Genomic DNA, 24,312 nt, shown 5'->3' with positions numbered 1-24,312 from the left:
CTTCTCAATTTATTATTGGCCATTGCTATTGTTCTCTTTTGACATTGCATCGGAACTGTTTTTTCCGAGGCTAAAGGTCAGTGGAACATTGGATCCTTTCGGACTTACCCGAACATAACCAGACATTTCCTGGTGCAGGGCACTACAGAAGTCAGTGCAGTAAATCGGGAATATACCGGTTTTTTCAGGTACCCATTTGAGAGTTTGTGTTTCACCCGGCATGATCAACAACTCAGCGTTATTGGCACCTTTTACTGCAAAGCCATGTGGTACGTCCCAATCCTGTTCCAGGTTGGTTACGTGGAAATAAACTTCATCTCCTACTTTCACGCCTTCAATATTGTCTGGAGAGAAGTGAGAACGAATGGCAGTAATGTACACATGTACTTTGTTGCCTTCCCGAATCACTTTACTTTCTTTCTCGCCTTTGGCTACATAAGGATGTTTGTTTTCTTCAATCTTGAAGATTTTTACTGAGTTCTTACTGATCAGTTCAGCAGGAGCGGATTGTGCATAGTGTGGTTCACCAATAGTGGGGAAGTCATTGATCAGTTGCATTTTATCGCCACTGATATCGTAAATCTGTGCACTTTGAGCCAACTCCGGTCCGGTAGGCAGATAACGGTCTTTAGTGATTTTGTTATATCCTACCACATATTTTGCATTCGGTTTCTTACTATCACCACCTGGAATACTCAGGTGCCCGATGGAATAGAAGGTTGGAGCACGGTCCAATACTTTCAGGTCTTTGATGTTCCATTTTACTATTTCTGATGATACAAAGAATGAAGTATAAGCATTCCCTTTGCCATCAAATTCAGTATGCAAAGGACCGAGACCTGGCTTCTGTACTTCACCATGCAGGGCTTCTTCGTACTTGATCACAGGGATACCTTCATATTCTCCTTCAAATGCTTTGGCTGCAATTGCTTTCTGCATTTTAGTGTAGGAAAATACGGGGATCAGGGCAGCCAGTTTACCAGAACCTACTATGTATTCACCAGTTGGGTCCACATCACATCCGTGTGGTGATTTCGGACAGGGTATGAGGTAACAGATATCCTTAAGCGCTACAGCATCCAATACTGTAACTTCTTCAAGTATTTCATGTTTGCCGGTATGAGTGGATTCATCCCAGGTGTTACGGGCGTAACGTACTTTTTCTTTCTTGCCTTTTCCTGCTTTCAGGTATTCTTCGGCTTTTTTCCAGTTTACGGCGAGAATGAAGTCCTTGTCTTTCTGGGAAGCGTTTACTTCCAGCAGTGAATTCGCCTGTTCACTATTATAGCAGGAGAAAAAGAACCAGCCATGGCTCGGACCTTTACCGGCATGGCTAAGGTCGAAGTTTACTCCCGGCAGCAGGAGCTGGAAAGCAATGTCCATTTTACCATCTTCTTTGCCAACACTGATAAAGCTGATGGTGCCTTTGAAATTCTGCTTGTAGGTGCTGATGGGAACATCTCCATTTGCATAGTCAACCGGAACACTGAATCGGGTGCCCGCTACCACGTATTCGGTGTTTTCTGTAATGAAGGGGGAGGAGTGGTTACCAGCGCTGTTAGGTAGCTCAATGATCTCCGCGGTACGGAAGGTTTTTAAATCTACGCGGGCTACGCGGGGGGTATTGTTAGCATTACCAAAAACCCAGCGACCATCGATTTCCCCATTGGTCTGAGATAATTCAGTATGGTGCAGATCGTCCCAGGGAACAAAACCGTGTGAAGTCATCAGCATGGGTTTTGTTTCTTCCGAATACCCCCAGCCTTTTTCAGGGTCAACGGAAAAAACGGGAATTACACGGAACAGGCGTCCGCTTGGAAGGCCATAAACACTTAATTGTCCGCTAAAGCCTCCGGAAACAAAGTTGTAAAACTCATCGTATTTTCCGGGTGGAACATAGGCTTTCACAGCAGCATCGCCACTAACTGCGGAACTGGTGTTTTTGGGTTTACAGGCCTGGAAACCGACGGCCAGCAATGCCGCCGTTCCAAGGCTCAATTTGAGAAACGCATTCATGTTTGTTGTTTTAGGGTTGATGTATTATTGGACCCCGTCATTTTTGCGCATGAATTCATACACATTACGGGCATCTTCATCGCTTAGGTTTTGATTGGGCATTCTGACCAGACATATTTCCAATTGTGCCTGTGCTTTTGGATCGGTATTCAGCATTTCGTCGACATTGGTAACGAAATTCATTATCCAGGCAGCGGTATTTCGTTTGGTAACATCTTTCCAACCCGGACCAACCAGGCGTTCATCACTTAGTTTGTGACAGGAAGAACATTTAACATCATAAACAGATTGTCCCTTGTCTGCCAGGGCGGGATCCAATTTTTCCGGTATCTGAACATCTTTGAATTTACCAACACCATCCGGGTTGTCTGAAGGGGCGGGTGTAGAAGAACTGCTGGCAGAGGAGCTTGCTTCGTCAGAAGCTGTGTTGTCTTGCTGGGTACCACCGCCACAGGCATAAATCAGTGCTGCAATGCCGGCGAGGAGAAGGAGCTTTTTCATGGTGAGTAATTTTATTGTACAAAAGATTATGATGCAATGTTAGCTGAGTGTGATCCGGGTAAATATGATTGGGGTCATATTTTACAAGGAATTGTTCTAAACTGATGAAGATCATATGGATAGGTGATTGCAGTCACAGAAATGCCTGACAAACTCAAGCGGATTCAGTACATTTATCATGATTCTGCGAGAACCCCGTGAATAGATTTGTTGAACGAAATGTCAAATAACATGTCAACAGCTTTCATTTCCGAGGAAACACTGCTGAGTTACGGTGCCACTTTCAAGAAAGTAAATAAAGGTGACCTGATCTTTATGGAAGGAGGTGCTGCCTGTTTTTATTATCAATTGGTAGAGGGCAGGGTGCGTTGGGTAAACATCAATGAAGATGGCCGCGAATTTATCCAGGTGATGATTGAGCCTGGTGAATCCTTCGGAGAATTTCCTCTTTTTGACGATCAGCCATATGCCGCTTCTGCCATTGCGGATGATGATTGTGTGTTACTTCGTTTGCACAAAACCAATTTTCACCAAATGCTCCGGAGCAACTACGATATCCATTTTAATTTTACCAGACTGCTGGTATCAAGGCTTCGGTTTAAATTCCTGACATTACGGGAACTGGCTTATAATAATCCGGAGCAACGAATCTCTACCATGCTGAACTATTACAAGCGATTGAGGGGCATTGAACAGAAACCCTGCAAGTTGCATCTAACCCGTCAGCAATTGGCGGATATGACTGGTTTACGAGTTGAAACGGTTATTCGTACCATTCGAACCCTGCATGAAAGAGGAAGGCTTACTATTCAGCGGGGGAAAGTTTTTTATTAATGGAACCTGATTGCGATCATCTTTTTTGTTGGTTTCACGGTGTTCTTTTGCAGCAAAAACCGGTATGAATGCAACGGCAAACAAGTGGATCCGGCTGGCTTTGTTTAATCTGCTGCTGGTAGCATTGGCGGGATTGGTATTACGATTGAAAATATTGTTACCCCTGCCCTGGATTCACCACAAACATTTATTACATGCTCATTCGCATTTTGCTTTTGCCGGATGGATCAGTCTCTTTTTGATGGGGGCTATCATTGGCCTCTTGCCGGAGCAGAAAGCAAAAACCTATAATACCCTGCTTGGTATTTATACCGCTACTGCTTATGGAATGTTATTGAGTTTTCCTTTTCAGGGATATGGACCGATATCCATCTTTTTTTCTACCGCATCCGTTCTTGCTGGCTGGTGGTTTGCTTACAAAGTTTGGAAAGAGGAATTTCTTGCACGATCAGGGCAATTGGTATTTCGGTTGATCCGGTGGTCAGTACTTTTCCTTGTATTGTCTTCCCTGGGAACTTTTTACCTGGCCTGGTTGATGGGGAATCATATTAATAAAGCGGAACTCTATTTTGGTGCCATTTATTTTTACCTGCATTTTCAGTACAATGGTTGGTTTCTCTTCGGGGTATTGGCGCTCGTGGTTTCCCGGCTTTCTCCAGACGCACAGCATCGCCTGGTTAAACTGTTGATCGGGTTGGCATGGGTATCGATCCCTTCCTATTTCCTGTCGGCTCTATGGATGAGATTACCCTTGTGGATGTTGACTGCTGCCTGGATAGCCGCCCTGATTCAACCAGTTTTGGTTGTATTTATGTTGCGGATAGTTTATCCTGCGGTAAAGCAAACCATTCAACACAGAGGACTTCAGCAGATCTGGTTTTTATCGCTGGTGGCCTTTTGCATCAAGATTCTGCTTCAAAGTTTATCAGTAATACCTGGGTTAAGTAATTATGCATTTGCTTACAGACCCGTTGTGATCGGTTATCTGCACCTTGTTTTACTGGGTTTTGTGAGTTTATTCCTGCTGGGCTGGATGATGGAGAAAAACCTGCTGCCGATGCGTGGCGGACAATTGAGTAACTGGTGCCGGTTATTCATTGCAGGAATTTTACAGACAGAACTAACGTTAATGGCTCAGGGAATTACTGCCATGTTTTACTGGGCGATTCCTTATACCAATGAAATGTTGCTTTTTGCAGCAATTTGTTTGTTCCTGGGTATTGCCGGGATGAATTGGGAAAGCAGGAGATTGGGGATCGCAGGATTACCTATTTCCGCTGGCCTGCAGCATGCCCGATGATTTGTACCCCAAAGCGATTTTTGATGCTGTCAATCGCCTGGTAAAGGCGGATGGATTCCTGGCTGTCTTCAAACAAATTGATCTGATGATTGCCTGGTATCAGGTGCGTGAAACGTACACCAATGAGTCGCACCAATAAGCGACGGTCATATAACGCAGTAAATAATTGTTTAGCAGTTGAAATGAGTATATGATCCGCACTGCTGTAAGGTATAGATACCTGTTTGGTATGAGTATCAAAATTGGCGTATCGGATTTTGACGGTGACACAACCGGTCAGTTTATTTTGCTGGCGTAATTCATAGGTGATTTTTTCGGTTAACCGTACCAGTTCCTGCTGGAGAAACTGCATATCAATCGTATCATTTGAAAAAGTTTCTTCACTTGAAATCGATTTCTGCTCACGGTATGGTACAACCGGAGAATTATCCATTCCCTGTGCCTTTTTCCAAAGTTCCAGTCCGCTTTTTCCCATCAGGTTATGCAGGAGTCGTACAGGTATTTCACTCAGTGTTTTGATTGTCTCAACTCCCATTCGATTCAAAAGTTGGGTCGTTTCTTTTCCAACTCCCGGCATCTTTTGTACGGCGAGCGGTGCGAGAAAGGACTTCTCATTACCAAAAGGAATTTCCAATTGCCCGTTGGGTTTTACTTCATTGGTGCCTACTTTACTAATCAGTTTGTTACTGGCCAGCGCATAGGAGATGGGCAAGCCACTTTCTTTAAAAATTGTTTTTTTTAATTCGGCCGTGAACAGGCTGCAGCCAAAGTATTTCTCCATACCGCTGAGATCAATATAAAACTCATCAATGGAGGATTTTTCAAAAACCGGAACTTTTTCAGCAATGATACTGGTGATGAGTTTAGAATAATAACTGTATTGTTCCATATCGCCACTAATAATTATAGCCTGCGGACATAAGCGCCGGGCCAGTTTCATTGGCATCGCGCTATGAATACCAAAACTGCGTGCTTCGTAACTGCAGGCAGCAACCACTCCACGGTCACCGGATCCTCCCACAATCAGTGGCTTTCCCCGTAGGGCAGTATTGCGCAGGCATTCAACCGATACAAAAAAGGCATCGAGATCAAGGTGGGCGATATGGCGGCTATGGAACATAAAGAAGTGAAAGGTGAAAGGTGAAACGTGAAATGTGAGACGTGAGAAACAATTAGCCTGTGGGAGGAAGGAGATGGGGTTGTGCTGCCTGAGGGGAGTTGCGGGGTTTGAGACCGATTTTTTGCAGGTATGAGACTTCGAGGTTGAGTACGCCAAAATCTTCCACTACAATTCCGGTGAGTGCATAGAATCCATTTCCCTGCAAGGGATAACGTTGAAGGCTATCCGGAAAATGAATGGTATCAAGCCAGTTGAGTGATGCATCTATGAAAGTGCCGAAACACATCAGATCCCCTTTGATAGTTCGCACCGGCTTGTAGGTTATAAGATAACCCAGAACAGTAATTTTTTTACCTTTATACTGCTCCAGTAATGCGGCCGGAATGTATTGATCCAGGTCGGTGTCGGCCAAAGGAAACGGGTTGGAAAGGGGGAAATCGAGCAGTTCCATCTCATCGTATAAATCTTCCAGCGGATAAGCGGGTAGTTCCGGTAGTTGGAAACTAACTGGTGCTTCTTCAAACAACGCCGGGTGAAACAGTTTTTCCTTTGATTTAGCAGGCTCCTGCCAGAGATTGGCTTCCCAAAGTAGTTCTTTTTTACTTTTTCCTGTGAAACGAAAGGCATTCAATCGGATCAGGCAGTTTAATGATTCTTTTCCGATGGCGCTTCGTTCCACCAGGTCTGCCAGGCTTTTGTAGTATCCACCCCTTTTTCTTTCTTCAATCAGGTGTTCTGCTGCTTTCTGTTCCAATGATTTGATATGAATAAATCCGGTATAGACATCCTGTCCTTTTATGCAGGTATACCAGTCGCTATTGTTGATGCAGGGTGCATGAATAGTGGCACCGGTTTTGGAGAGTTCGTAGAAATATAACTCGCGACTGTAAAACCCTCCAAAATTATTGATCACTGCAACCATGAACTCCTGCGGGTAATAGGTTTTAAGATAAAGGCTCTGGTAACTCTCTACTGCAAAAGAAGCAGAATGTGCTTTGGAAAAACTATATCCTCCAAAACTTTCTATTTGTCGCCATACCTCTGCAATTACCGCCGGATCATAACCACGTTCCATACAATTGGAAAAGAAGTTTTCTTTGATGCGAATCATCTCCTGATTACCTCTGTATTTTCCGCTCATGGCCCTGCGAAGAATATCAGCTTCTCCCATATCAATACCAGCAAAATGATGGGCTACCTTAATCACGTCTTCCTGGTATACCATGATGCCATAGGTTTCCTCGAGTAATTCCTTCATGATGGGGTGAATGTATTCGAAGGAGTCGGGTTTGTGGTAACGTTCGATATAAGCTTTCATCATGCCGCTGCTGGCAACTCCGGGGCGTATAATGGAACTTGCTGCTACCAGTGTGAGGTAATCATCACATTCCAGCTTTTTGAGTAACTGGCGCATAGCCGGACTCTCAATATAAAAACAACCAATCGTTTGAACAGAACGGATCTGGTTTCGAACTCCCGGATCTTTTTTGAATTTTTCAATCTCGTGAATATTAATGCTGATGTTTTTATTTTCACGCACGATGCGAATGGCTTCCTTGATATGACCCAATCCCCGTTGACTCAGAATATCCAATTTGTACAGGCCGATCTGTTCCGCAACAAACATGTCAATTTGTGCAGTTGGAAATCCCTTGGGAGGCATGAAAACTCCAGTGTATTGAAAGATAGATGCTTCACTGATCAACATACCACCCGGATGTATACTGAGGTGGTTGGGGAAATTTTTAAGCAACTGTCCGTATTGCAGGATGAGCTGCTGAATCTTATCTTCTGCTTTTTTCGGATCAAAACCGGAAGAGCGTGAAAAATAGCCTTTGGTTGCCAACTGATCTATTTCCCCTTTCGGTAATCCGAACACTTTTCCCAATTCTCGAATCAATGCATTGTATTGAAAAGTGGTAACCATACCCAGCAGGGCGACTTGTTTTTTGCCGTATCGTTTGAAGATATAGTCAATCACATCATCTCGATCAAGCCAGGAAAAATCAATGTCAAAATCAGGCGGACTAGTGCGATGTGGGTTGAGGAATCGTTCGAAATAAAGATCGAGTTCAATAGGGTTTACATCGGTGATCTGTAAGCAGAAAGCAACAATGGAATTGGCACCGCTACCTCTTCCTACATAAAAATAACCCCGGTTTTGTGCATAACGGATGATATCCCAGGTGATAAGGAAATAGGAGTTGAAGCCTAACTGATTGATGATGGCCAATTCTTTTTTAACCCGATCAAATGCGGTTTTATTTCGTCTGCCATAACGCAATACACAGCCATCCATCGCTAATTTCTCCAACAGCATACGATCGTCTTCAGGAGTGGAACTAAATGTTTTTTTGTTTTTATCTGTGTGTAACTCCATCTCGATAGAACTGGCTTCCATCAATCGATAGGTATTGGTAATAATGAACGGATATTGAGCAAATGCTTTCAGTATTTTTTCCGGCGACTGGAAGATCTCTATTTCTCCGGCCTGGAGTTCAGGAGTAAGTCTTGATAAAAGAACATTGTTGTCAATTGCTCTTAACAGGCGGTGGGCATTGAAAAAACGTTTGTTCAAAAAACTAACCGGCTGTAAAACAATGAGTTTATGGCGATAACGGGTAACAGAAAAGCTAAATAATTTAGTAATTTGGTCCATGCGAATGCCAATCCATTCGTGATTCGCTAATTTTTCAGGATAGAAGGATGCTATGGAATAGATAATGGCAACGTTATCAGGGTTGGAAAAAAATGTATCTACACCCGGGTGCTCAGGAAATGCCCGTTCTTCCTGAAGATGAAAGGAAAGAAATTGGTTGATCTGCTCAAAGCCATTAATATTAAGTGCCAGTAATACATAACAAAACCGGTCCTTGTTTCGAATCTCCACGCCCAGTATTGGTTTGATGTTTTTTTTCAGGCACAAATTGTAAAAATCCCAGGCATCTGAAACATTGTTGATATTGGTCAGCGCAAGTGATTCAATACCGTTTTTTTCGGCAAGATCTACCAATTCCTGTGTCGAAAACGTGCCGTATCGAAGGCTGAAATAGGTTTTGCAGTTGAGGTACATGGTAAGTTTCTTTCGTGAAAGAAGGGTTGTAAAAATACTAAAAAAATTAGTATTACAAAACTGCTTTTGTGATGGAGGTTACAAAATGGCAGTAGCCAACTGAATAGTTTTGAGTCATGAAAAAGATGCTTTTATTGGCTTTAACCGGCTGGCTGGTTTTTTGTACGTTGCAAACGGATGCTGGTAAGGAAACTACCTCCGCTCCAACTGCTGCTGCTGCAGTTGAGCGGTTACTAGAGGGAAACAAAAGATACACGCAGTATAAACCTATTCATCCGGATGAATCCAGGTTGAGAAGAAAGGAGTTGACGAAAGGACAACACCCGTATGCAGTAGTTGTTACCTGTTCAGATAGCCGGGTTTCACCTGAACTGGTTTTTGACCAGGGTTTAGGTGATATTTTTGTGATTCGTACAGCAGGTAATATCATGGGAGATATTGAGCTGGGCAGTATAGAATATGCAGTAGAACATTTAAATGTGCCGCTGGTAATGGTAGTTGGTCACGAAGGATGTGGGGCGATTGGTGCATATATGAAAGGGGAGCATGCATCCGGACATCTGAAAACAATTGTGGACAGCATTGCTGCTGAGAGCGAAATAAAGGCCTTACAACTTAAAGGAGATCAGATATTTGATCATTTTGTAAAAGCCAATATTCAGCATGGTGTGCGGGAAATTATTCAATCCTCACCGGTGATCAGAGAAAGGATAGCCAGGGGCTCCCTTACAGTAATGGGTGGCTACGAAAGACTGGAAGATGGAAAAGTGGAACCGTTGAATAGCAACTGATAACAGGTTTTTCTCAATTAATACTGCTTGTAGTTTGAACTGCTTTTCTGTTGATTGATCTTGCCTGAAAATTTCAAGGATGAGTGTTTGTATTGAAAACAAATTAACGGGACAACGAATCGTTTTTCTGATAGAAGGCAAAGGGGAGGAACAACTGGTAATGCGTATGTCATACAGGGGTAAAGGAATTGCTCCACCCTTACATTATCATATTGCACAGCAGGAAAAGTTTTCTGTTATCAGTGGAGAATTAATCTTGTTTCACCAGGGTAAACTGGACCGGGTTAAAGCAGGTCATTCATTTCAGATTGAACCCTTTCAGGAGCATGCGATGTGGAATGCGCAGGATGGTTGTACTGAATTGGATTGGATGGTATATCCCGCACTAAATACCGCCGGTTTTTTGAGGGAAAGTTTTGCCATGGCTAATAAGCAATTTGGGAAGGGGAAAAAGGATCTTAGTTTAAAACATAAAATCGGGTTGGCATATAAGTATAAGCAGGAAATCAGATTGAAATCTGTTCCTTTGTTCCTGGTTCGCTTTCTACATGCCTTATTATATCCCAAAAAACATTTTGGCAACATTTCCCGAAGAACTCATGTAGGAGCAGAACGTATTATGCAATAGAAGGAATTGTTGCAGTGGGGAAGAGCTGGAGTTTACAGATAGCGGTTAGCTGATAAGCTTTTTCCCGGTTATAAAGTTGTTGAGTGTTTAATTGATCCGGTTGGATGGAATCAAGTTCCAGCTCAATTTTATCCAGGAACCGTTTTGTAACGTATCCGTTTACTTTGTGTTCTTTCAGACTCCTGATCGCCGCATTGAAATAGCGGGTGACATGATCTGTTGTTGGAGCCTGCAAAATTTTACTAACCAGTTTACACCTGTAGTCATCCAAGTTTTTAGCCATAACAGTACCAAATGGTTTTACAGTTTAACCCAAAATTTTAATTGATCATTTATTTCTGTGGCTACCAGTTGGAAAGAGGGAGGGATTTCCGTTTCCAGACTGTGGTAGGTAACCAAACGGGTACCTTCAGGGGCTTTGCACAATTGTTTATAAAGATAATGACTGTAGTAATTGAATAAGTCGCTTGAAAAAGAAATTTGATCATCTATTTTTTCACTGTCTACGATATACTCGTAAAAAGAATTATAAAAATAAAAATGATCGAAGTCCTTGAAATTCAAGTCGGTAATGTTTCCATGCAAAAACTCGGCATTTGTTAGACCGGTTATTTCAAGGGCCTGGTTGGCATATTCTACCAGGTTGCGACGTTGTTCGATACCTGTGAATTTCCCCTGGGGGCATTCTCTGGCTGCTGCCAGGCAGAACTTCCCTGCTCCACTTCCAATATCAAGTATTCGGTCCCCGGGTTGGGTCACCAGGAAGCGTGCTGCTTTTCTGGCTACCAACAAAGGTGTCCAATGCCTTCTTGCCATCTGGCTGAGTTCAACCGGATACAAGGTATGGAAAGCCGGATCGTCCTTAAACCACATTGGTTAAAGGTACGAAATCTAATTTAAGGACTTATTGAGTTGGGGGCACTGCTATTTTCCATCCAATCCGTTGACCTGCAGAGGTTTTAACCTGGTAAGCAACCAGAAATGCATCTTCCAGCGGCAGAATTACCGGGTAAGAAGCCATTTCCTCGGGTGAGGTCAGGGCAAATTTGCCAATCGTTTTACCCTCCCTGCTTTTCCATTCCATACCAATGCCGGTTGCAGGTTTTTCACCCATTCTTAGTACTTCATCCCATACAATTCCGATCAACTGATTTGCCAAACTATGTATTTGTGGGTGCCTTGCAGTTTCACTTAGGGTTGTGAAACCTGTAAAACTGCTTCCGTTATCCAGGCTGCTCGTAAAATAAGTTGCTTTCTTAGGTGAGGCAGAATACCAGGCAAAATGAAGACCAGATCTATTGATGGTCATAGTCGGGCCTGTATGAGGACAGGTTTTTACGATCCAGTTATCCTCATGAATACGTTTTGGTGTGCTGAATGTTTTACCTCCGTCCGTAGATACCTGGTGCACCATATCCCGAATTGAGTCCTGAAGGATAGCACGGTAAACTACATGAATCCGGTTTTGTTGATCAATCAGTAACTTGGTGCGGCAGCATTGGCAGGTTGTTTCACTGATTTTATGTTGTTGCTGAAAACCTTCCTGCTGGTAAGTAGTTGCCATAAATAATGCTGAACCCTCCTGGTTACCTGTTTTCCGGTTATCCAGCCAGATTATTACAGCCTCTCCATCCTGGTTAAGAGCCACGTCAAAATAACGTTGGTCATTTCCTTCCGGATCATTTACCAGTGGTCTGGCAGTTGTCCAGTTTTTACCTTCATCAAATGACTGACTGTAATAGATCTGGCCGGCGTATTTACTTTTGGGCGCTGATTTAATTGTAGTTTGTTCCTCATGATTACTGTGTCCATCACTTTCTTCTTTTTTCCCGATGCCCTGCTGCAGGCTGGTGGAGGTAACACCCCATACGGCAATGATTTCTCCAGAAGGTTTAAATACCAGTTTAGGTGCATTTTCAGCATGAGGAGATAATGTAATGGAGGGTGTGACAAATACCGGAGCTTCAAAACTTTTTCCATTATTGGTTGAGATGGCATATCGCATTCGGAACCGGTTCTCTGTTACTTGTTCCACCCAGCTGAGTACGGGCCTGTTCAGATGGTCTTTTGTTAGTCCGGGTATCAGTGATGCATGATCAGCTACTATTTGAGTAACGGATCGCAGGGTATCAGTTTGGGTGTGTGCAGTAGTTTGTAAAGTCCAACTGCAGAGCCAAATACAGATATAGAGTGTTAATTGTTTCATCAGTTGTTTTTTAAAAGGGAACCTAAATCAATACTCATTCCAACGTTTAAAGATCGTTGGTCAGCTAACTGGTAACTATAACCGAAGCTGCTTTTTGAGGTGATATTTGAATAGTATCTGTCACCGGCATTCAAAAGATGAATCCAGGTTTCGATCGCTTTATACCGATAGCCTGCTCTCAGGTGCCAAACAGTATATCCCTGGTAACGAGCAGTGTTTTTCGGATCAACAAAATAGGGACCGACCACTTGTAGTTCGGTTCCTATACGAAACCCTTTCAGGAATGCAGGACGATACCAGGCTTCTGCATTAATAAGCCAGCGGGGAGCATTGTTCATTTCGCGACCATTATAGCTTACCCCTTTTTCCACATATTCTTCAAAAAGGTGTTTACTGTAGGAAGCGCTTGTTCTAAGCTGAAGATTTTTCACAGGAGTAGTATTGATACCCACTTCTATTCCTTTGTGACTGGTTCGGCCACTGTTTTGATTGGCAAAGCTGCCATCATCAAGCCTGACATTCACAATTTCATTTGAACCTTTCAGTTGATATATACTGAAATCCGCAGAGAGTTTGCCAGGCAACCATTCCATCCATCCTCCGATTTCATAGTTTTTGAATATGGAAGGCTGGAGATATGGAACTTTCACTCCTGTAAACAATTCAGTAACCTGCGGAGGTACAAATCCCTCGCTGTAATTCGCAAAAAATCCAATTCGTTTGTTTGGGTTGTAGGTGAATCCGATTTTAGGACTTAGCCTTTTAAAATTAGTGCTGGTATCTGCTGCACCACTAAAAGAAGAGGGAGTTAGATTATTGATAAATTTGTAGTGAAATAGATCATAACGAAGAGAGCCAACCAATCGCAGTCCTTTTGCGGGTTCAAATGCGAACTGAAGATACGTGGCATAATTATTTATTGTTGTTTTGTAGTTGGTAAGTGTGCTGTCTGTTGATTGATAACTGTCATATTTTCCTGCAACAGTGTCTTTATGGATTCTAATATAGGATGCAGCATAACTGGATGGACTTAGATCTGCTGATAGTCCGCCAATCATCTCTGCATTTTTCCATTGGAATCGGTGTTTATGCTGGCTGATGATGGCCAGACTTCTAAAACTGCTTTCGTTGATTTCTCCATGGGCCAGGGTTTTATTACCTTTCCATACACCATTTACTTTCCGGTAATCCTCTTTGATTCTATAGGCAGGATTTTGTCCGATTGAGTTTTTTCTAAGTACAACCGATAAGCTTGAATTTGAATTATCATTCCAATTATGTAGGAGTGTACTTCGGAAGCGCTGTGCTTTTACATTCCGGTAAGTAAAAGTTTGCGGGTTGAAAAATCGACGGGTTGCAAAGGAAACACTGTCAATTCCACTGCGCATATCGCTATAATAATCAGTTAGAGTGTAACTGTTTTGCAGCTGGGTGGTTGATGAGAAATTATAATCAGCACGGACTGTAACAGTTCCTTTGTGGAAGTCGGTATATTCCATAAAGCTGTTTCGTTTATCAGCATAATAACCACTGATGGCAAAGCCCCATTTTCCAGATTGAAAACTGGTTTGTAGATCCCCTCTTTTGTAACCTATATTATTTCCCTGTAGGGAAATTTTCAGAACAGGTACAGGCGTTGGTGCAATACTGATAAAGTTAACAACACCCCCGATTGCCTCACTTCCATACAGGGATGAGGAGGGGCCTTTTATTACTTCAATTTTTTTGGTGGCCGCAAGATTCATTTCCAGTAACGCATTGTGATTGAATAAACCGGTTGTGCGTACAGGGATGCCATCTTCCAGGTAAAGGAATAAACTTTTAGTGGTCATGGGTTGACGAATACTCATCTGGTGTTGTTCATTACCTAGATTTACCATGTTTACACCACTGACTTTGTTTAATAACTGATCGGCGCTTTGCGCTTTGGTTTCGTGGATGGAAGCTGTTGAGATCAAACCAATAGCAATTGGAGCTTCGGTTCGCTTGATTTTTTCACCTCTGCTCGCGGTAACGATGATTTCATTCAGACTCCCGGCAAAGGGTTGCAGTCGTAATGTTCCGGGAGTTTTAAGGAGTTGTTCAATGGGTACGATAAATGACTGGTAACCGGTATGTGTGATTTTTAGGAAGCGGCAATCACGGCAGTTCATTTCAAAACGTCCGGAGGTTTCGCTGACACAACTACAGTTACATGTACTGTTCGTGCATTGAATAGTTGCGCCATTAATGGGTTCGTTATTGATGGAGTCAATGAGGGTGGCACTAACTTTTTTTTGGCCAAAACAAGGCAGGGTAACCAGTAGGATGATTACTGATAACAGCCTGGATAAAACTGACATAGAAAAATAAATTTATCGAGTTGCAAGTAACATACAGGCAAGTGGAAAGTCAAGCCGGATGGTTACGAGCTGTGGAAATTGGGTGTTGATTTGAAGATTTTAGCTTAATACGCGAAAAGCGTTTTCAGGAAATGCCCAGCAGGGGGGATGAAACAACGGATAGGAGCGATCGATGGTGTTGGATACTACATGTATAGAATAATCTTGTACTGAGATTTTCACAGCCAAACTCAGCTCATTGGTAAAAAAGCAACGTGAAGAAACGATATCTGCAGAGCCGGAACTTTTGCTTTCTTTTTTCTCCTGTTCCTCTTTTTGTTCAGCCGCTTTGATTTTTTTCATCAGGATACATTTCCCTTCACAGGCAAGTTCGGGCCTGGATTTGTTTTCACAGTTAGCCAGGAATTCCTGCTTGTTGGTGTAATAGTTTACAACCATCATGGGTACCTGTAAACACTGTAATAGTAGTAATGTCAGTAGAAGAAATGATATGATAAAGCGGAAAAACATTTAGTGTTGTAAAACTAGTAAGGCGTTTGAATATCAAACATGATTTAAGTCATATCCTGGAAAATCGTTTGTAACTTGAAGCATCTTCCGGATTTTAATGCGAATAAAAATTATTTTATACGGATTGTTGGCAATTCAGCTACTGGCTTGTGTTAGTTCTACTAAAACTGTAGGAAGGGGCACTCCGATTAAGGGCGTTTATGGGAATCCTGCAGCTTTATGGAAAGCAGGGTATGATTTTTCTTCCTTGGGAATTAATGCTGTATTTATTCGAAGTGGATCCTTGAATCAGGAATTTATAGAACGTGCGAAAAAAGAGGGTGTAAAGATCTATGTAGAGTTCCCGGTATTGAATGGCAAGGAATACTTATCAAAGCATCCGGAAGCATGGCCGATAACTGAAAAGGGGAATCGGGCAGAGCCGGCTGATTGGTTTATGGGAATTTGTCCTACTGATCCTGGATTCAGGGAGGATCGGCAGCAGGCATTGGCAACTATCCTGTCTTCCTATTCAATTGATGGCATCTGGCTGGATTATTTTCATTGGCATGCACAATTTGAAACGCCGAATCCAATTCTGCCTGAAACCTGTTTTTGTGAACGATGTATGGGGTTATTTGAAAACTATGCCGGACTAAAATTGCCTGAGGGGCCGATTCCAGATCAGGCTGACTGGATATTAAGGAATCAGGAAGTTGCCTGGAGAAAATGGAGAACAGGGGTGTTGGTGGAGTGGGCAGATGTGCTGGGTAAACAGGTTAAATCAGTTGATGGCTCGCTGCTGACCGGTATTTATCATTGCGGATGGATGCCTGCAGATCATGATTCTGCATTGTATAAAAATTTGGGAATTGATCTGGCTGCACTTTCCGGCAAGGCGGATGTGTTATCTCCTATGTTATTCCATCAATTAAAAGGCCGGCCGGTTTCCTGGGTGGGTGAATATATGAACTGGTTATCGGGGCAGTCGTGGTTGAAAGGGGCTGGGGCGCCTAAAATATGGCCGATTGTGCAGGGGTACAATGGAACTGGAAAGGTAACGGCGGAGGAGTTTAAGCAGGTATTGGAATTTGGTTTATTGCCTCCTTCTACCGGGGTAATGCCTTTTTCTGCAGAATCAATAGCAGGAGATACTGCGAAATTGAGGGTGCTGAGGGAGTTTTACAAGAATTAAATTTTTCTGATATGAAGTGTGGATATGTATTTGGGATGTTATTGATGGTTGTTTCCTGTGGACCTGTAACTCCAAAGAAAGATACGAAATCACAAACAACGCCTCCAATTGTGGGTACCTGGAAATTACTTACCGGTACTACTATCAAGGGAACAGATACGGTAGTAACCGATTATACCATTGGACAGGAAATGATCAAGATTATCAGTCCGACACATTTTGCTTTTCTTCGGCATGATATGAATAAGGGGAATGATAGTACTGCCAGTTATGCAGCAGGTGGAGGGAGGGTAAAAATTGGCGACAGTACCTACACCGAACTGCTGGATTATTTTTCTATCCGGGAATGGGAGGGTGGAGAGTTTGAGCTTTTCTATAAAATTTCCGGAGATACGTTGATAACCACAGGCGTTGAAAAAATAGAAGCCCTTGGGATTGAACACCTTAATATTGAAAAATTGGTAAGGGTGAAGTAAAAAAAGCACACCAAGCCACAGCTATTTTTTGATCTTTTGTTATAATCCTCTATTTTTGCGCTCCGTTTGAGAGCATCTCAACCATGGCGAGGTAGCTCAGCTGGTTAGAGCATCGGATTCATAACCCGAAGGTCGGCGGTTCAAGTCCGCTCCTCGCTACATATTAAAGCCCTCTGTGGGCTTTTTTTGTTTGGCGCATTGGATTCCTATCCGCCGTAGGCGGACGGCGAATGGCAGTTAATTTACTCAGCAATCAGAAGCCATTGCACGAGAAAGATGGCTAAAGTCTGGAACTGGAAGCGTCTTTTTACAATCCTTAAAGCATAAATAAAAAGCCCCGTTTTCCGGGGCTTTTTATTTATGGAGGGGCCAATATTATTCAGTTCTGCCCGGATACTGCCGCAGCGCTTCTTCGAGGCAATCCATAGCGGCGTGGATGTCATCAGTATTTAATACATAGGCTAAACGTACTTCGTTTTTTCCAAGTCCGGGTGTGCCATAGAAACCGGTAGCCGGAGCCAGCATTACTGTTTGGTTATTATGGGAAAAGCTTTCAAGCAACCATTGGCAAAAACGATCTGCATCGTCAATGGGCAGTCGTGCGATCGCATAAAAGGCTCCTCCCGGATTAGGACAAAAAACGCCCTTCATAGCATTCAAACGGCTGACAAGGGCATCCCGGCGTTTCAGGTATTCAGCCTTGGGGCCATCAAAATAAGTATCGGGCAGGTCGATGGCTGCTTCAGAGGCAATTTGACCGAAACCGGGTGGACTTAAGCGGGCCTGGGCGAATTTCATAGCGGTGTCCAATACAGCCTGATTACGTGTGACAAAGGCGCCGATTCTGGCTCCGCAGGCGCTGTATCGTTTGGAAACTGTATCCATCAGGATCACATGCTCATCTACCCCTTCCAGTTGCATGGCGCTGAAATGGGTCCCCGTGTAACAGAACTCACGGTATGCCTCATCCGAAAAGAGAAACAGGTTGTGTTTTTGAATGATGGTTTTTAAAACTTCTAGTTCCTCTTTGCTGTAAAGATATCCTGTTGGATTATTTGGATTGCAGATCACAATAGCACGTGTACGGGAGGTGATCGCTTTTTCGAATGCTTCGATCGGAGGAAGTGCAAATCCGTTATTAATGCTGGATGTGATAGGCTTCACTGTAACACCAGCTGCAACAGCGAAACCATTGTAGTTGGCATAAAAAGGTTCGGGAATGATGACTTCATCGCCAGCATCCAGGCAGGCCATGAAACCAAACTGGATGGCTTCTGATCCTCCCGTGGTTACGATGATCTGGTTGTGGTTTACCTTTACGCCAACTTTGGCGTAATATTCTACCAGCTTTTGACGATAGGATTCATTACCGGCGCTATGGCTGTATTCCAGCACTTTCATGTGCGCGTTTTTAACCGCGTCAAACATGATGGAAGGAGTTTCTATATCGGGCTGGCCGATATTCAGATGAAAAACTTTCGTTCCTTTTTTCTTGGCTGCTTCGGCATATGGCACCAGTTTCCGGATGGGGGACGGGGGCATAGCCTGGCCTCTTTTACTGATCTGTAGCATGGCGCAAAGATAGCAGCCCGGCGTTGATTTTTAGTCGCCATTGCTTTCCTGCATCAGTTTTTCACGCATCATTTGCAGTTGTGTCTTTTCCGCATCACTGACTTTTGGATAGGTAGGATCCAGTTTGTCAAATTCCCTGCTTATAATGGCTGCCAGGCAAAGACGAGTGAACCACTTGTCATCGGCTGGCAATACAAACCAGGGGGCAAAGTCCTTCGAGGTTGCTGATAACATTTCTTCATATGCCTGCATATAATGGTCCCAATATTGCCTTTCTTCCACATCGGCACTGGCGAATTTCCAGTTTTTACTGGGGTCGTCAATACGTTCCAGGAATCGTTTTTTCTGTTCTTTTTTTGAAACATGCAGAAAGAATTTCAAAATGAGGGTGCCGTTTTGTGCCAGATTTTTTTCAAATCGGTTGATCTGTTTAAAACGTTTTTCCCAGAAAGCCGGCGTGATATCTTCAGGTTTTTCAATCCCAGGCAGGTTTTCGCCCATTATATATTCCGGATGTACGCGGGTTACGAGTACATTTTCATAATGCGACCGGTTGAAAATTCCAATTTCTCCTCTGCCTGGCAGTGCTTTATAATGTCGCCAGATGTAATCGTGGTCAAGTTCCTCCTTACTTGGGGTTTTAAAGCTGGTTACTTTCACTCCCTGTGGATTTAAACCGCTCATTACATGTTTGATAGCCCCGTCTTTTCCTGCTGCATCCATTGCCTGGAGAACGATCAGTATACTATGACGGTTATGCGCGTATAATTTATCCTGCATCCGGGAGAGATTTTGAATCCCTTCTTCTAATAATTGCTCTCCTTCTTCCTTGCTCATGGATTTATGATCATAGTCTGTTAGAAAGTCTTTTTTGAGAGAAACTTTTTGCTGCGGTTGTACTCGAAGCGTGTCGAGGTAGGACTGAAATGCTAAGTGGTTCATATGGCCAGTTGTTACTGGAATATAATAAAAAGATGCGCTTCCAATGCAAGTAAATACAGTGATCGTCGAAAACGATACGGACAGAAAATATGATTCTTAGTGGGAAAGAGAAACTTCCCAAAATTTCTGAGGTTTTTACAAAAAAAGTATATAAATACATAATATGTATTTGTTTATTCATTTTTTGATTGAAAGTAGAGTCATTATAATTCATTATCAATCTTTAAGATTAATTAGAACTTGAAAAATCTAATTCATTTCTAATATAAAAAAATAATCAAATAAATATTTTCGATCCATAATAAGTGAAATAAATACAATAGACACAATAATAATAATGTATAGAATATATCGTAATACGATTTTCGATTTTTTATTCAATCTTGATTTGATCATATCATCAGAGGAATTATCCAAATCATTTTGCTTAGGTGGTTGGCAACCGAACCGGGCGATTGGATAATGGAATTGATGACGAAGTGGTTTGATCAGTTAAATCTGACTATGCCTTCAGTTTTATGAAACACATCACAAAAAAGCAAGCGGCTGCAGCTAAGCAGCAAAAACGAAACAAAAAACCAAACAACAAACTGTTATGCGAAAAGTATTTTCCATTCTTTCCTTCATTGCCTGTTTATCTATTAGCACTGTATATGCCCAAACTGAAGAGACAAAAGAGAATAAAGTATCGATTGGACTTTCCTTGAACCATGATGCATTTTTTGGTTTTAACCCTATGCTTTCGGGAGCCGTTAAAACCGGAGACAAATCTGCCCTCACTTTTTATGGCATACAATGGGGGGCAGGTACCGCAATAGCATGGGGAAACTGGACGGAATTTGGATTGGGTTATATGTTCCAGGCCGGAGAATCCGTTACCATAAATCCGCAGATAGGGGTTACTATGGGAAACCTGCTTTCATCCTTTACCGCCGGGAAATATGCGTTTGGGGATGGGATTGTACCCAACTTAACTGTCAATCTTAACAACAGCAAGCTGGAAGGTCAGTTCTATGCAGGGTATTATGCAGCATTGAGAAAGGAGGGACCATTAACTGCCAATTATGTTCATTATTGGCTGAATTTTGGTGGAAAACTAAGTTCCCATTTTTCAGTTGGTGCGCATTTTGAGAACCTGTTCCGGCAGGGAGGAAAAAATCAGGCTACGACCACATCACAATACTATACCTGGCTCGGCCCCTACATTCAGTTCACAAAAGGGATTGCCGGCTTACGATTTTCAGCTGGTGGTAATCTTGCCGGTGAATCAGCGAGGGCCAATTTTGACGGTGATTTTTATAAAATGAATTTCTTCCTGAACTTTTAATACCAAACAGAACTACTGGCATAAAAAAGAGGCTGTCGAAAAGGACAGCCTCTTTTTATAATATGCAAAAGTAATTTACTTACTACTTTTTTTATCTTTTGAAGACTCGTACTTGGCATACTCGTCTGCTGATAAAACTTCTCCAGTAATACGCAATTCAACAGGCTGATCAACGCCGGCAACTTTTACAAATACGGTCTTATCGAAGGGGCCGGGCGCTGCAGCGTTGAAGCCCGCTTTGATCTTATTGCCTTTTCCCTGGGCTATAGGCTGTTGAGGCCAGGTTGGTGTAGTGCATCCACAGCTTGCTGTTGCACTTTCAATCACTAGGGGTTTGCCGCTTACATTCGTGAACTCGAAGTCATAGGTGACAGGTGTACCTTGTTTAATTTTCCCAAAATTGTGCTTGATAACGGAGAATTTTACCAGTTCTTCTGCTTTTTTGGATTGCGCAAACAAAAAAGTACCAATCACAACAGCAAACAAGGTAAGCGCTAACTTTTTCATATTTATTGATTTATTGAATTTAATTCGATTGTTTTAATAACTGAACAGAACTGTTTATTGGAACTGCAGGAACCGGTGGTTCTACTTTTCCTTTTACGTAGATGGTTTTTGTTTTGCCTCCGTTGTACACCAGGGTGATTGATTTTTCAAAATTACCTTCCACTGCGGCATTGTATCCCACTTTCACTGACCCGGTTTTTCCAGGCGCTACAGGCTCAGGTGACCATTCCGGAGTGGTACACCCACAGGAAGCCGCAACATTTTCCAGCCTGATGGGCTCTTTTCCATTGTTAACAAATTGAAATGTATGTGTAACCGGACGTCCTCTTCGAATGGTGCCAAAGTCGTGGTATTCAGTGATTTGCAAGGGTTCTTTAGGCGCATTGGACAATACCTGCGCATCGGCTGAAGGGCATCCAGCCAGTAGTCCTGTTGCTAAAATCAACTGCTTAATCATAGTCGGAATTAAAACGTCAAACAAATATAGCTATTGTGATCCAAATCTATTTACTCCACCCGACCGGTGGCGCCGGTCGGGTGGAGTAAGGCGTGGAAAACTAACGGTTGTTCGCATTGTTGAATTCCTTTAGATTTGCCGGATGGAAAATCTGCTTGAAAACGATCTGGTAGCGGCGGAAAAATTAAGTTTTGACCGCTTCCGCGAAGAAGTACTCAGTGATTACCGTTTGGCCTGCGAGAGCCGCGAGGCCAGTCTGATGGGAAGAAAAGAGGTATTAACCGGTAAAGCCAAATTTGGAATTTTCGGTGACGGTAAAGAAGTAGCACAAATCGCAGCAGCGAAATTTTTCCGTCCGGGTGATTATCGGGCTGGATATTACCGGGACCAGACTTTTGTCTTTGCCAGCAAACAGGCTTCCATTGAACAGTTTTTTGCCCAGTTATATGCTAACCCGGATGTAAATCAGGATCCCTTCAGTGCCGGCCGGCAAATGAACTCCCACTTTGCTACACCCAATACAGATTCGGAGGGCAATTGGTTACCACTTGCCCGTCAAAAGAATATTTCAAGTGATATGGCCCCTACAGCATCACAGATGCCAAGGGCAGTTGGTCTTGCTTTTGCCTCCAAACTCTTTAGGAAAGTAGACGAATTAAAAGCATTTCCCGAGTTATCGAATAATGGCAATGAAGTTTGTTTTTGTACGATTGGCGATGCATCGACCTCAGAAGGCCATTTCTGGGAGGCGGTAAACGCTGCGGGAGTATTGCAGATTCCCCTGGCGATTTTTGTTTGGGATGACGGATATGGAATCTCTGTTCCCAAAAAATTACAAACCACCAAAGGTTCCATTTCTGAAGTCCTGAAAGGATTTCAGCAGCGGGAAGGTACCAATGGTCTTGATATTTACAAACTGAAGGGCTGGGACTATGCAAGTATGGTGGAGTTACTGGAGCCCGCTATTCAAAAGATCAGGGATACGCATATCCCGGCTATTTTTCACATTGAAGAAATTACCCAACCACAAGGACATTCTACTTCGGGTAGCCATGAACGTTATAAAAGCCCGGAGCGATTGGAATGGGAGCGCAGTTTTGATTGTATCAAAAAATTCAAGGAATGGATTCTTGAAAATGCGCTAAGTAGCGAAGAGGAATTATCCGATATTGAGTTGAAGGCAAAAGAGTTTGTACGCGATTGTAAGAACAGGGCCTGGGCTACATACCAGCAACCGATCAAGGACCAGGTTAGCCGTGTACTTGAACTGGCAACGGCCCTTCTGCCGCAGTTACCGGAAAAGGCTGGTGTACTTGAAGCTGAGATAAACAAATTAAAAGCCGAAAAGGAACCGATGCGAAGGGATGTTATGAGCAGCCTTCACAAACTTATTCAGCTTGCCGGTAAAACGGATCACGCTTTCTGGTTAAGGGATTATTACCAGGATCTGAAAAAAGAAAATAAAGCATTATACAATTCTCACTTATACAATGAAGGACCCCGGTCTGCTTTGAATATTAAGGGTTCAACCCTGACATTTGCAGCGGATGCTCCTATGGTTAACGGTTATGAGATCCTGAATAAATATTTTGATCAACTTTTTGCAAACAATCCAAAGGTTATTGCCTTTGGTGAAGATGTTGGCTACATTGGTGATGTTAACCAGGGATTTGCAGGACTACAAGCTAAATATGGTGCTGACCGAATTTCGGATACGGGTATACGTGAGTTAACGATTATGGGTCAGGGTATTGGTGCAGCATTCAGAGGACTACGGCCAATTGCAGAGATTCAATATCTGGATTATCTGTTGTATGGTTTGCAGCCTTTGAGTGATGATGTGGCAACCACGCATTACCGAACTTTTGGTAAGCAAAGCTGTCCGCTTATTGTCAGAACCCGTGGACATCGCCTGGAAGGAATCTGGCATAGTGGATCTCCGATGGGTATGATTCTTAATTCCCTGAGAGGTATGCATGTTTGTGTTCCCCGAAATATGGTTCAGGCAGTTGGGATGTATAATACCCTGCTACAGTCAAACGACCCTGCCATTGTTGTGGAATGTTTGAATGGCTACCGCTTGAAGGAGAAATTGCCTCAGGATCTTTTAGGATATACAGTACCGTTAGGAATACCTGAAATTGTAAGAAAAGGAACTGATATAACGCTGGTTTCTTACGGTTCCACACTACGAATTGTACAGGAAGCAGCTGTTCATCTGGCAATTTATGGCATTGATGCTGAAGTGGTAGATGTGCAAACGCTGCTTCCATTTGACATTAATCATTCTATCCTGGAATCATTGAAAAAAACCAGCCGGATTCTATTCATCGACGAAGATGTTCCCGGTGGGGCTGCAGCCTATATGTTCAATAAGGTCATGGAAGAGCAGGGTGGCTACCGCTGGCTGGATGTAGCTCCTAGAACCTTAACGGCACAGGCTCATCGTCCTGCTTACGCGAGCGATGGTGATTATTTTAGCAAACCGAATCTGGAAGATATTGTGGAACTTGTGAAGGAAATGATGGCTGAATAA

21 protein-coding genes and 1 tRNA gene are annotated in these 24,312 nt (G+C 43.0%); 9 read left to right on the top strand and 13 right to left on the bottom strand.

The window, feature by feature from the left end; translation table 11 throughout:
* Positions 1-12 precede the first annotated feature (12 nt).
* Together nosZ and MD536_RS08570 are read right to left on the bottom strand one after the other, a co-directional pair.
* Positions 13-2,016, bottom strand: a complete 2,004-nt coding sequence (gene nosZ, locus MD536_RS08575; protein ID WP_239597825.1) for a Sec-dependent nitrous-oxide reductase — start codon at positions 2,014-2,016, stop codon at positions 13-15.
* Between the two features lie 24 nt (positions 2,017-2,040).
* Positions 2,041-2,517, bottom strand: a complete 477-nt coding sequence (locus tag MD536_RS08570) for a c-type cytochrome (protein ID WP_239597823.1) — start codon at positions 2,515-2,517, stop codon at positions 2,041-2,043.
* Between the two features lie 231 nt (positions 2,518-2,748).
* On the opposite strand from MD536_RS08570, the gene MD536_RS08565 reads away from it, so the two are divergent.
* Positions 2,749-3,351, top strand: a complete 603-nt coding sequence (locus MD536_RS08565) for a Crp/Fnr family transcriptional regulator (protein ID WP_239597821.1) — start codon at positions 2,749-2,751, stop codon at positions 3,349-3,351.
* A gap of 64 nt (positions 3,352-3,415) precedes the next feature.
* Positions 3,416-4,651 carry a hypothetical protein gene (locus MD536_RS08560; RefSeq protein WP_239597820.1) on the top strand — a complete coding sequence of 412 codons (1,236 nt, stop codon included), beginning with the start codon at positions 3,416-3,418 and terminating at the stop codon, positions 4,649-4,651.
* Here the strand turns inward: MD536_RS08560 and dinB are convergent.
* Both dinB and MD536_RS08550 read right to left on the bottom strand, forming a co-directional pair.
* Positions 4,620-5,771, bottom strand: coding sequence for a DNA polymerase IV (gene dinB / locus MD536_RS08555; RefSeq protein WP_239597818.1), 1,152 nt, complete (start codon positions 5,769-5,771; stop codon positions 4,620-4,622). The two genes, MD536_RS08560 and dinB, sit on opposite strands and share 32 nt — an antisense overlap.
* 52 nt (positions 5,772-5,823) lie before the next feature.
* Positions 5,824-8,844, bottom strand: a complete 3,021-nt coding sequence (locus tag MD536_RS08550; RefSeq protein ID WP_239597811.1) for a DNA polymerase III subunit alpha — start codon at positions 8,842-8,844, stop codon at positions 5,824-5,826.
* A gap of 116 nt (positions 8,845-8,960) precedes the next feature.
* Between MD536_RS08550 and MD536_RS08545 the strand changes: the two genes are divergently transcribed.
* Together MD536_RS08545 and MD536_RS08540 are read left to right on the top strand one after the other, a co-directional pair.
* The gene (locus MD536_RS08545) at positions 8,961-9,635 is read left to right on the top strand and encodes a carbonic anhydrase (RefSeq protein ID WP_239597809.1); all 675 of its coding nucleotides are present in this window, start codon (positions 8,961-8,963) and stop codon (positions 9,633-9,635) included.
* 79 nt (positions 9,636-9,714) lie between these two features.
* Positions 9,715-10,263, top strand: coding sequence for a cupin domain-containing protein (locus MD536_RS08540; protein WP_239597806.1), 549 nt, complete (start codon positions 9,715-9,717; stop codon positions 10,261-10,263).
* Here the strand turns inward: MD536_RS08540 and MD536_RS08535 are convergent.
* The 5 genes from MD536_RS08535 to MD536_RS08515 all read right to left on the bottom strand — a co-directional run bounded on the left by MD536_RS08535 (position 10,253) and on the right by MD536_RS08515 (position 15,252).
* Positions 10,253-10,546 (bottom strand): hypothetical protein, encoded by a 294-nt coding sequence (locus MD536_RS08535; protein WP_239597805.1) that lies wholly within the window; start codon positions 10,544-10,546, stop codon positions 10,253-10,255. The genes MD536_RS08540 and MD536_RS08535 overlap by 11 nt on opposite strands.
* A gap of 17 nt (positions 10,547-10,563) precedes the next feature.
* A complete protein-coding gene (locus tag MD536_RS08530) occupies positions 10,564-11,136 on the bottom strand; it encodes a methyltransferase domain-containing protein (protein ID WP_239597803.1) in 573 nt (190 codons plus the stop codon).
* 31 nt (positions 11,137-11,167) lie between these two features.
* On the bottom strand, positions 11,168-12,469 hold the full coding sequence (locus tag MD536_RS08525) for an exo-alpha-sialidase (protein WP_239597802.1): 1,302 nt from the start codon (positions 12,467-12,469) through the stop codon (positions 11,168-11,170).
* On the bottom strand, positions 12,469-14,811 hold the full coding sequence (locus MD536_RS08520; RefSeq protein WP_239597800.1) for a TonB-dependent receptor: 2,343 nt from the start codon (positions 14,809-14,811) through the stop codon (positions 12,469-12,471). Before MD536_RS08520 ends, MD536_RS08525 begins: the two co-directional genes overlap by 1 nt.
* Positions 14,812-14,910: 99 nt before the next feature.
* Positions 14,911-15,252, bottom strand: a complete 342-nt coding sequence (locus MD536_RS08515; protein ID WP_239597798.1) for a hypothetical protein — start codon at positions 15,250-15,252, stop codon at positions 14,911-14,913.
* A 166-nt stretch (positions 15,253-15,418) separates the two neighbouring features.
* Here MD536_RS08515 and MD536_RS08510 point away from each other — a divergent pair, with 166 nt between their 5' ends.
* The 3 genes from MD536_RS08510 (at position 15,419) to MD536_RS08500 (ending at position 17,130) form a co-directional block, all read left to right on the top strand.
* Positions 15,419-16,495 (top strand): hypothetical protein, encoded by a 1,077-nt coding sequence (locus tag MD536_RS08510; protein ID WP_239597797.1) that lies wholly within the window; start codon positions 15,419-15,421, stop codon positions 16,493-16,495.
* Between the two features lie 11 nt (positions 16,496-16,506).
* Entirely contained in the window at positions 16,507-16,971 is a 465-nt protein-coding gene (locus MD536_RS08505; RefSeq protein ID WP_239597795.1) for a hypothetical protein, read from the top strand.
* Between the two features lie 85 nt (positions 16,972-17,056).
* A tRNA-Met gene (locus MD536_RS08500) sits at positions 17,057-17,130 on the top strand.
* A gap of 216 nt (positions 17,131-17,346) precedes the next feature.
* On the opposite strand, the gene MD536_RS08495 is transcribed toward MD536_RS08500, so the two are convergent.
* Together MD536_RS08495 and MD536_RS08490 are read right to left on the bottom strand one after the other, a co-directional pair.
* Entirely contained in the window at positions 17,347-18,543 is a 1,197-nt protein-coding gene (locus MD536_RS08495; RefSeq protein ID WP_239597793.1) for a pyridoxal phosphate-dependent aminotransferase, read from the bottom strand.
* Between the two features lie 30 nt (positions 18,544-18,573).
* Complete coding sequence (locus MD536_RS08490; RefSeq protein WP_239597791.1) at positions 18,574-19,485, bottom strand: polyphosphate kinase 2 family protein; 912 nt, start codon at positions 19,483-19,485, stop codon at positions 18,574-18,576.
* 595 nt (positions 19,486-20,080) lie between these two features.
* Here MD536_RS08490 and MD536_RS08485 point away from each other — a divergent pair.
* Entirely contained in the window at positions 20,081-20,812 is a 732-nt protein-coding gene (locus MD536_RS08485; RefSeq protein ID WP_239597789.1) for a DUF6733 family protein, read from the top strand.
* Positions 20,813-20,887: 75 nt separating this feature from the next.
* On the opposite strand, the gene MD536_RS08480 is transcribed toward MD536_RS08485, so the two are convergent.
* Together MD536_RS08480 and MD536_RS08475 are read right to left on the bottom strand one after the other, a co-directional pair.
* Complete coding sequence (locus tag MD536_RS08480) at positions 20,888-21,319, bottom strand: DUF1573 domain-containing protein (protein WP_239597787.1); 432 nt, start codon at positions 21,317-21,319, stop codon at positions 20,888-20,890.
* A gap of 19 nt (positions 21,320-21,338) precedes the next feature.
* Positions 21,339-21,776, bottom strand: coding sequence for a DUF1573 domain-containing protein (locus tag MD536_RS08475; RefSeq protein WP_239597785.1), 438 nt, complete (start codon positions 21,774-21,776; stop codon positions 21,339-21,341).
* Between the two features lie 142 nt (positions 21,777-21,918).
* Here MD536_RS08475 and MD536_RS08470 point away from each other — a divergent pair, with 142 nt between their 5' ends.
* Positions 21,919-24,312: an alpha-ketoacid dehydrogenase subunit alpha/beta gene (locus MD536_RS08470; protein ID WP_239597783.1), complete on the top strand. Its 2,394-nt coding sequence runs from the start codon at positions 21,919-21,921 to the stop codon at positions 24,310-24,312.

This window comes from Flavihumibacter cheonanensis, from assembly GCF_022352215.1.
GTDB lineage: Bacteria > Bacteroidota > Bacteroidia > Chitinophagales > Chitinophagaceae > Flavihumibacter > Flavihumibacter cheonanensis.
This window is presented reverse-complemented; position numbering and strand designations above follow the sequence as displayed.

What these genes read in the sequence shown, in the direction of transcription:
- MD536_RS08480 (WP_239597787.1), bottom strand. Translation starts at nt 21,319, where the DNA reads ATGAAAAAGTTAGCGCTTACCTTGTTTGCTGTTGTGATTGGTACTTTT.
- MD536_RS08535 (WP_239597805.1), bottom strand. Translation starts at nt 10,546, where the DNA reads ATGGCTAAAAACTTGGATGACTACAGGTGTAAACTGGTTAGTAAAATT.
- MD536_RS08565 (WP_239597821.1), top strand. Translation starts at nt 2,749, where the DNA reads ATGTCAACAGCTTTCATTTCCGAGGAAACACTGCTGAGTTACGGTGCC.
- dinB (WP_239597818.1), bottom strand. Translation starts at nt 5,771, where the DNA reads ATGTTCCATAGCCGCCATATCGCCCACCTTGATCTCGATGCCTTTTTT.
- MD536_RS08545 (WP_239597809.1), top strand. Translation starts at nt 8,961, where the DNA reads ATGAAAAAGATGCTTTTATTGGCTTTAACCGGCTGGCTGGTTTTTTGT.
- MD536_RS08495 (WP_239597793.1), bottom strand. Translation starts at nt 18,543, where the DNA reads ATGCTACAGATCAGTAAAAGAGGCCAGGCTATGCCCCCGTCCCCCATC.
- nosZ (WP_239597825.1), bottom strand. Translation starts at nt 2,016, where the DNA reads ATGAATGCGTTTCTCAAATTGAGCCTTGGAACGGCGGCATTGCTGGCC.
- MD536_RS08505 (WP_239597795.1), top strand. Translation starts at nt 16,507, where the DNA reads ATGAAGTGTGGATATGTATTTGGGATGTTATTGATGGTTGTTTCCTGT.
- MD536_RS08530 (WP_239597803.1), bottom strand. Translation starts at nt 11,136, where the DNA reads ATGTGGTTTAAGGACGATCCGGCTTTCCATACCTTGTATCCGGTTGAA.
- MD536_RS08525 (WP_239597802.1), bottom strand. Translation starts at nt 12,469, where the DNA reads ATGAAACAATTAACACTCTATATCTGTATTTGGCTCTGCAGTTGGACT.
- MD536_RS08560 (WP_239597820.1), top strand. Translation starts at nt 3,416, where the DNA reads ATGAATGCAACGGCAAACAAGTGGATCCGGCTGGCTTTGTTTAATCTG.
- MD536_RS08490 (WP_239597791.1), bottom strand. Translation starts at nt 19,485, where the DNA reads ATGAACCACTTAGCATTTCAGTCCTACCTCGACACGCTTCGAGTACAA.
- MD536_RS08570 (WP_239597823.1), bottom strand. Translation starts at nt 2,517, where the DNA reads ATGAAAAAGCTCCTTCTCCTCGCCGGCATTGCAGCACTGATTTATGCC.
- MD536_RS08475 (WP_239597785.1), bottom strand. Translation starts at nt 21,776, where the DNA reads ATGATTAAGCAGTTGATTTTAGCAACAGGACTACTGGCTGGATGCCCT.
- MD536_RS08520 (WP_239597800.1), bottom strand. Translation starts at nt 14,811, where the DNA reads ATGTCAGTTTTATCCAGGCTGTTATCAGTAATCATCCTACTGGTTACC.
- MD536_RS08550 (WP_239597811.1), bottom strand. Translation starts at nt 8,844, where the DNA reads ATGTACCTCAACTGCAAAACCTATTTCAGCCTTCGATACGGCACGTTT.
- MD536_RS08540 (WP_239597806.1), top strand. Translation starts at nt 9,715, where the DNA reads ATGAGTGTTTGTATTGAAAACAAATTAACGGGACAACGAATCGTTTTT.
- MD536_RS08515 (WP_239597798.1), bottom strand. Translation starts at nt 15,252, where the DNA reads ATGATGGTTGTAAACTATTACACCAACAAGCAGGAATTCCTGGCTAAC.
- MD536_RS08470 (WP_239597783.1), top strand. Translation starts at nt 21,919, where the DNA reads ATGGAAAATCTGCTTGAAAACGATCTGGTAGCGGCGGAAAAATTAAGT.
- MD536_RS08485 (WP_239597789.1), top strand. Translation starts at nt 20,081, where the DNA reads ATGCGAAAAGTATTTTCCATTCTTTCCTTCATTGCCTGTTTATCTATT.
- MD536_RS08510 (WP_239597797.1), top strand. Translation starts at nt 15,419, where the DNA reads ATGCGAATAAAAATTATTTTATACGGATTGTTGGCAATTCAGCTACTG.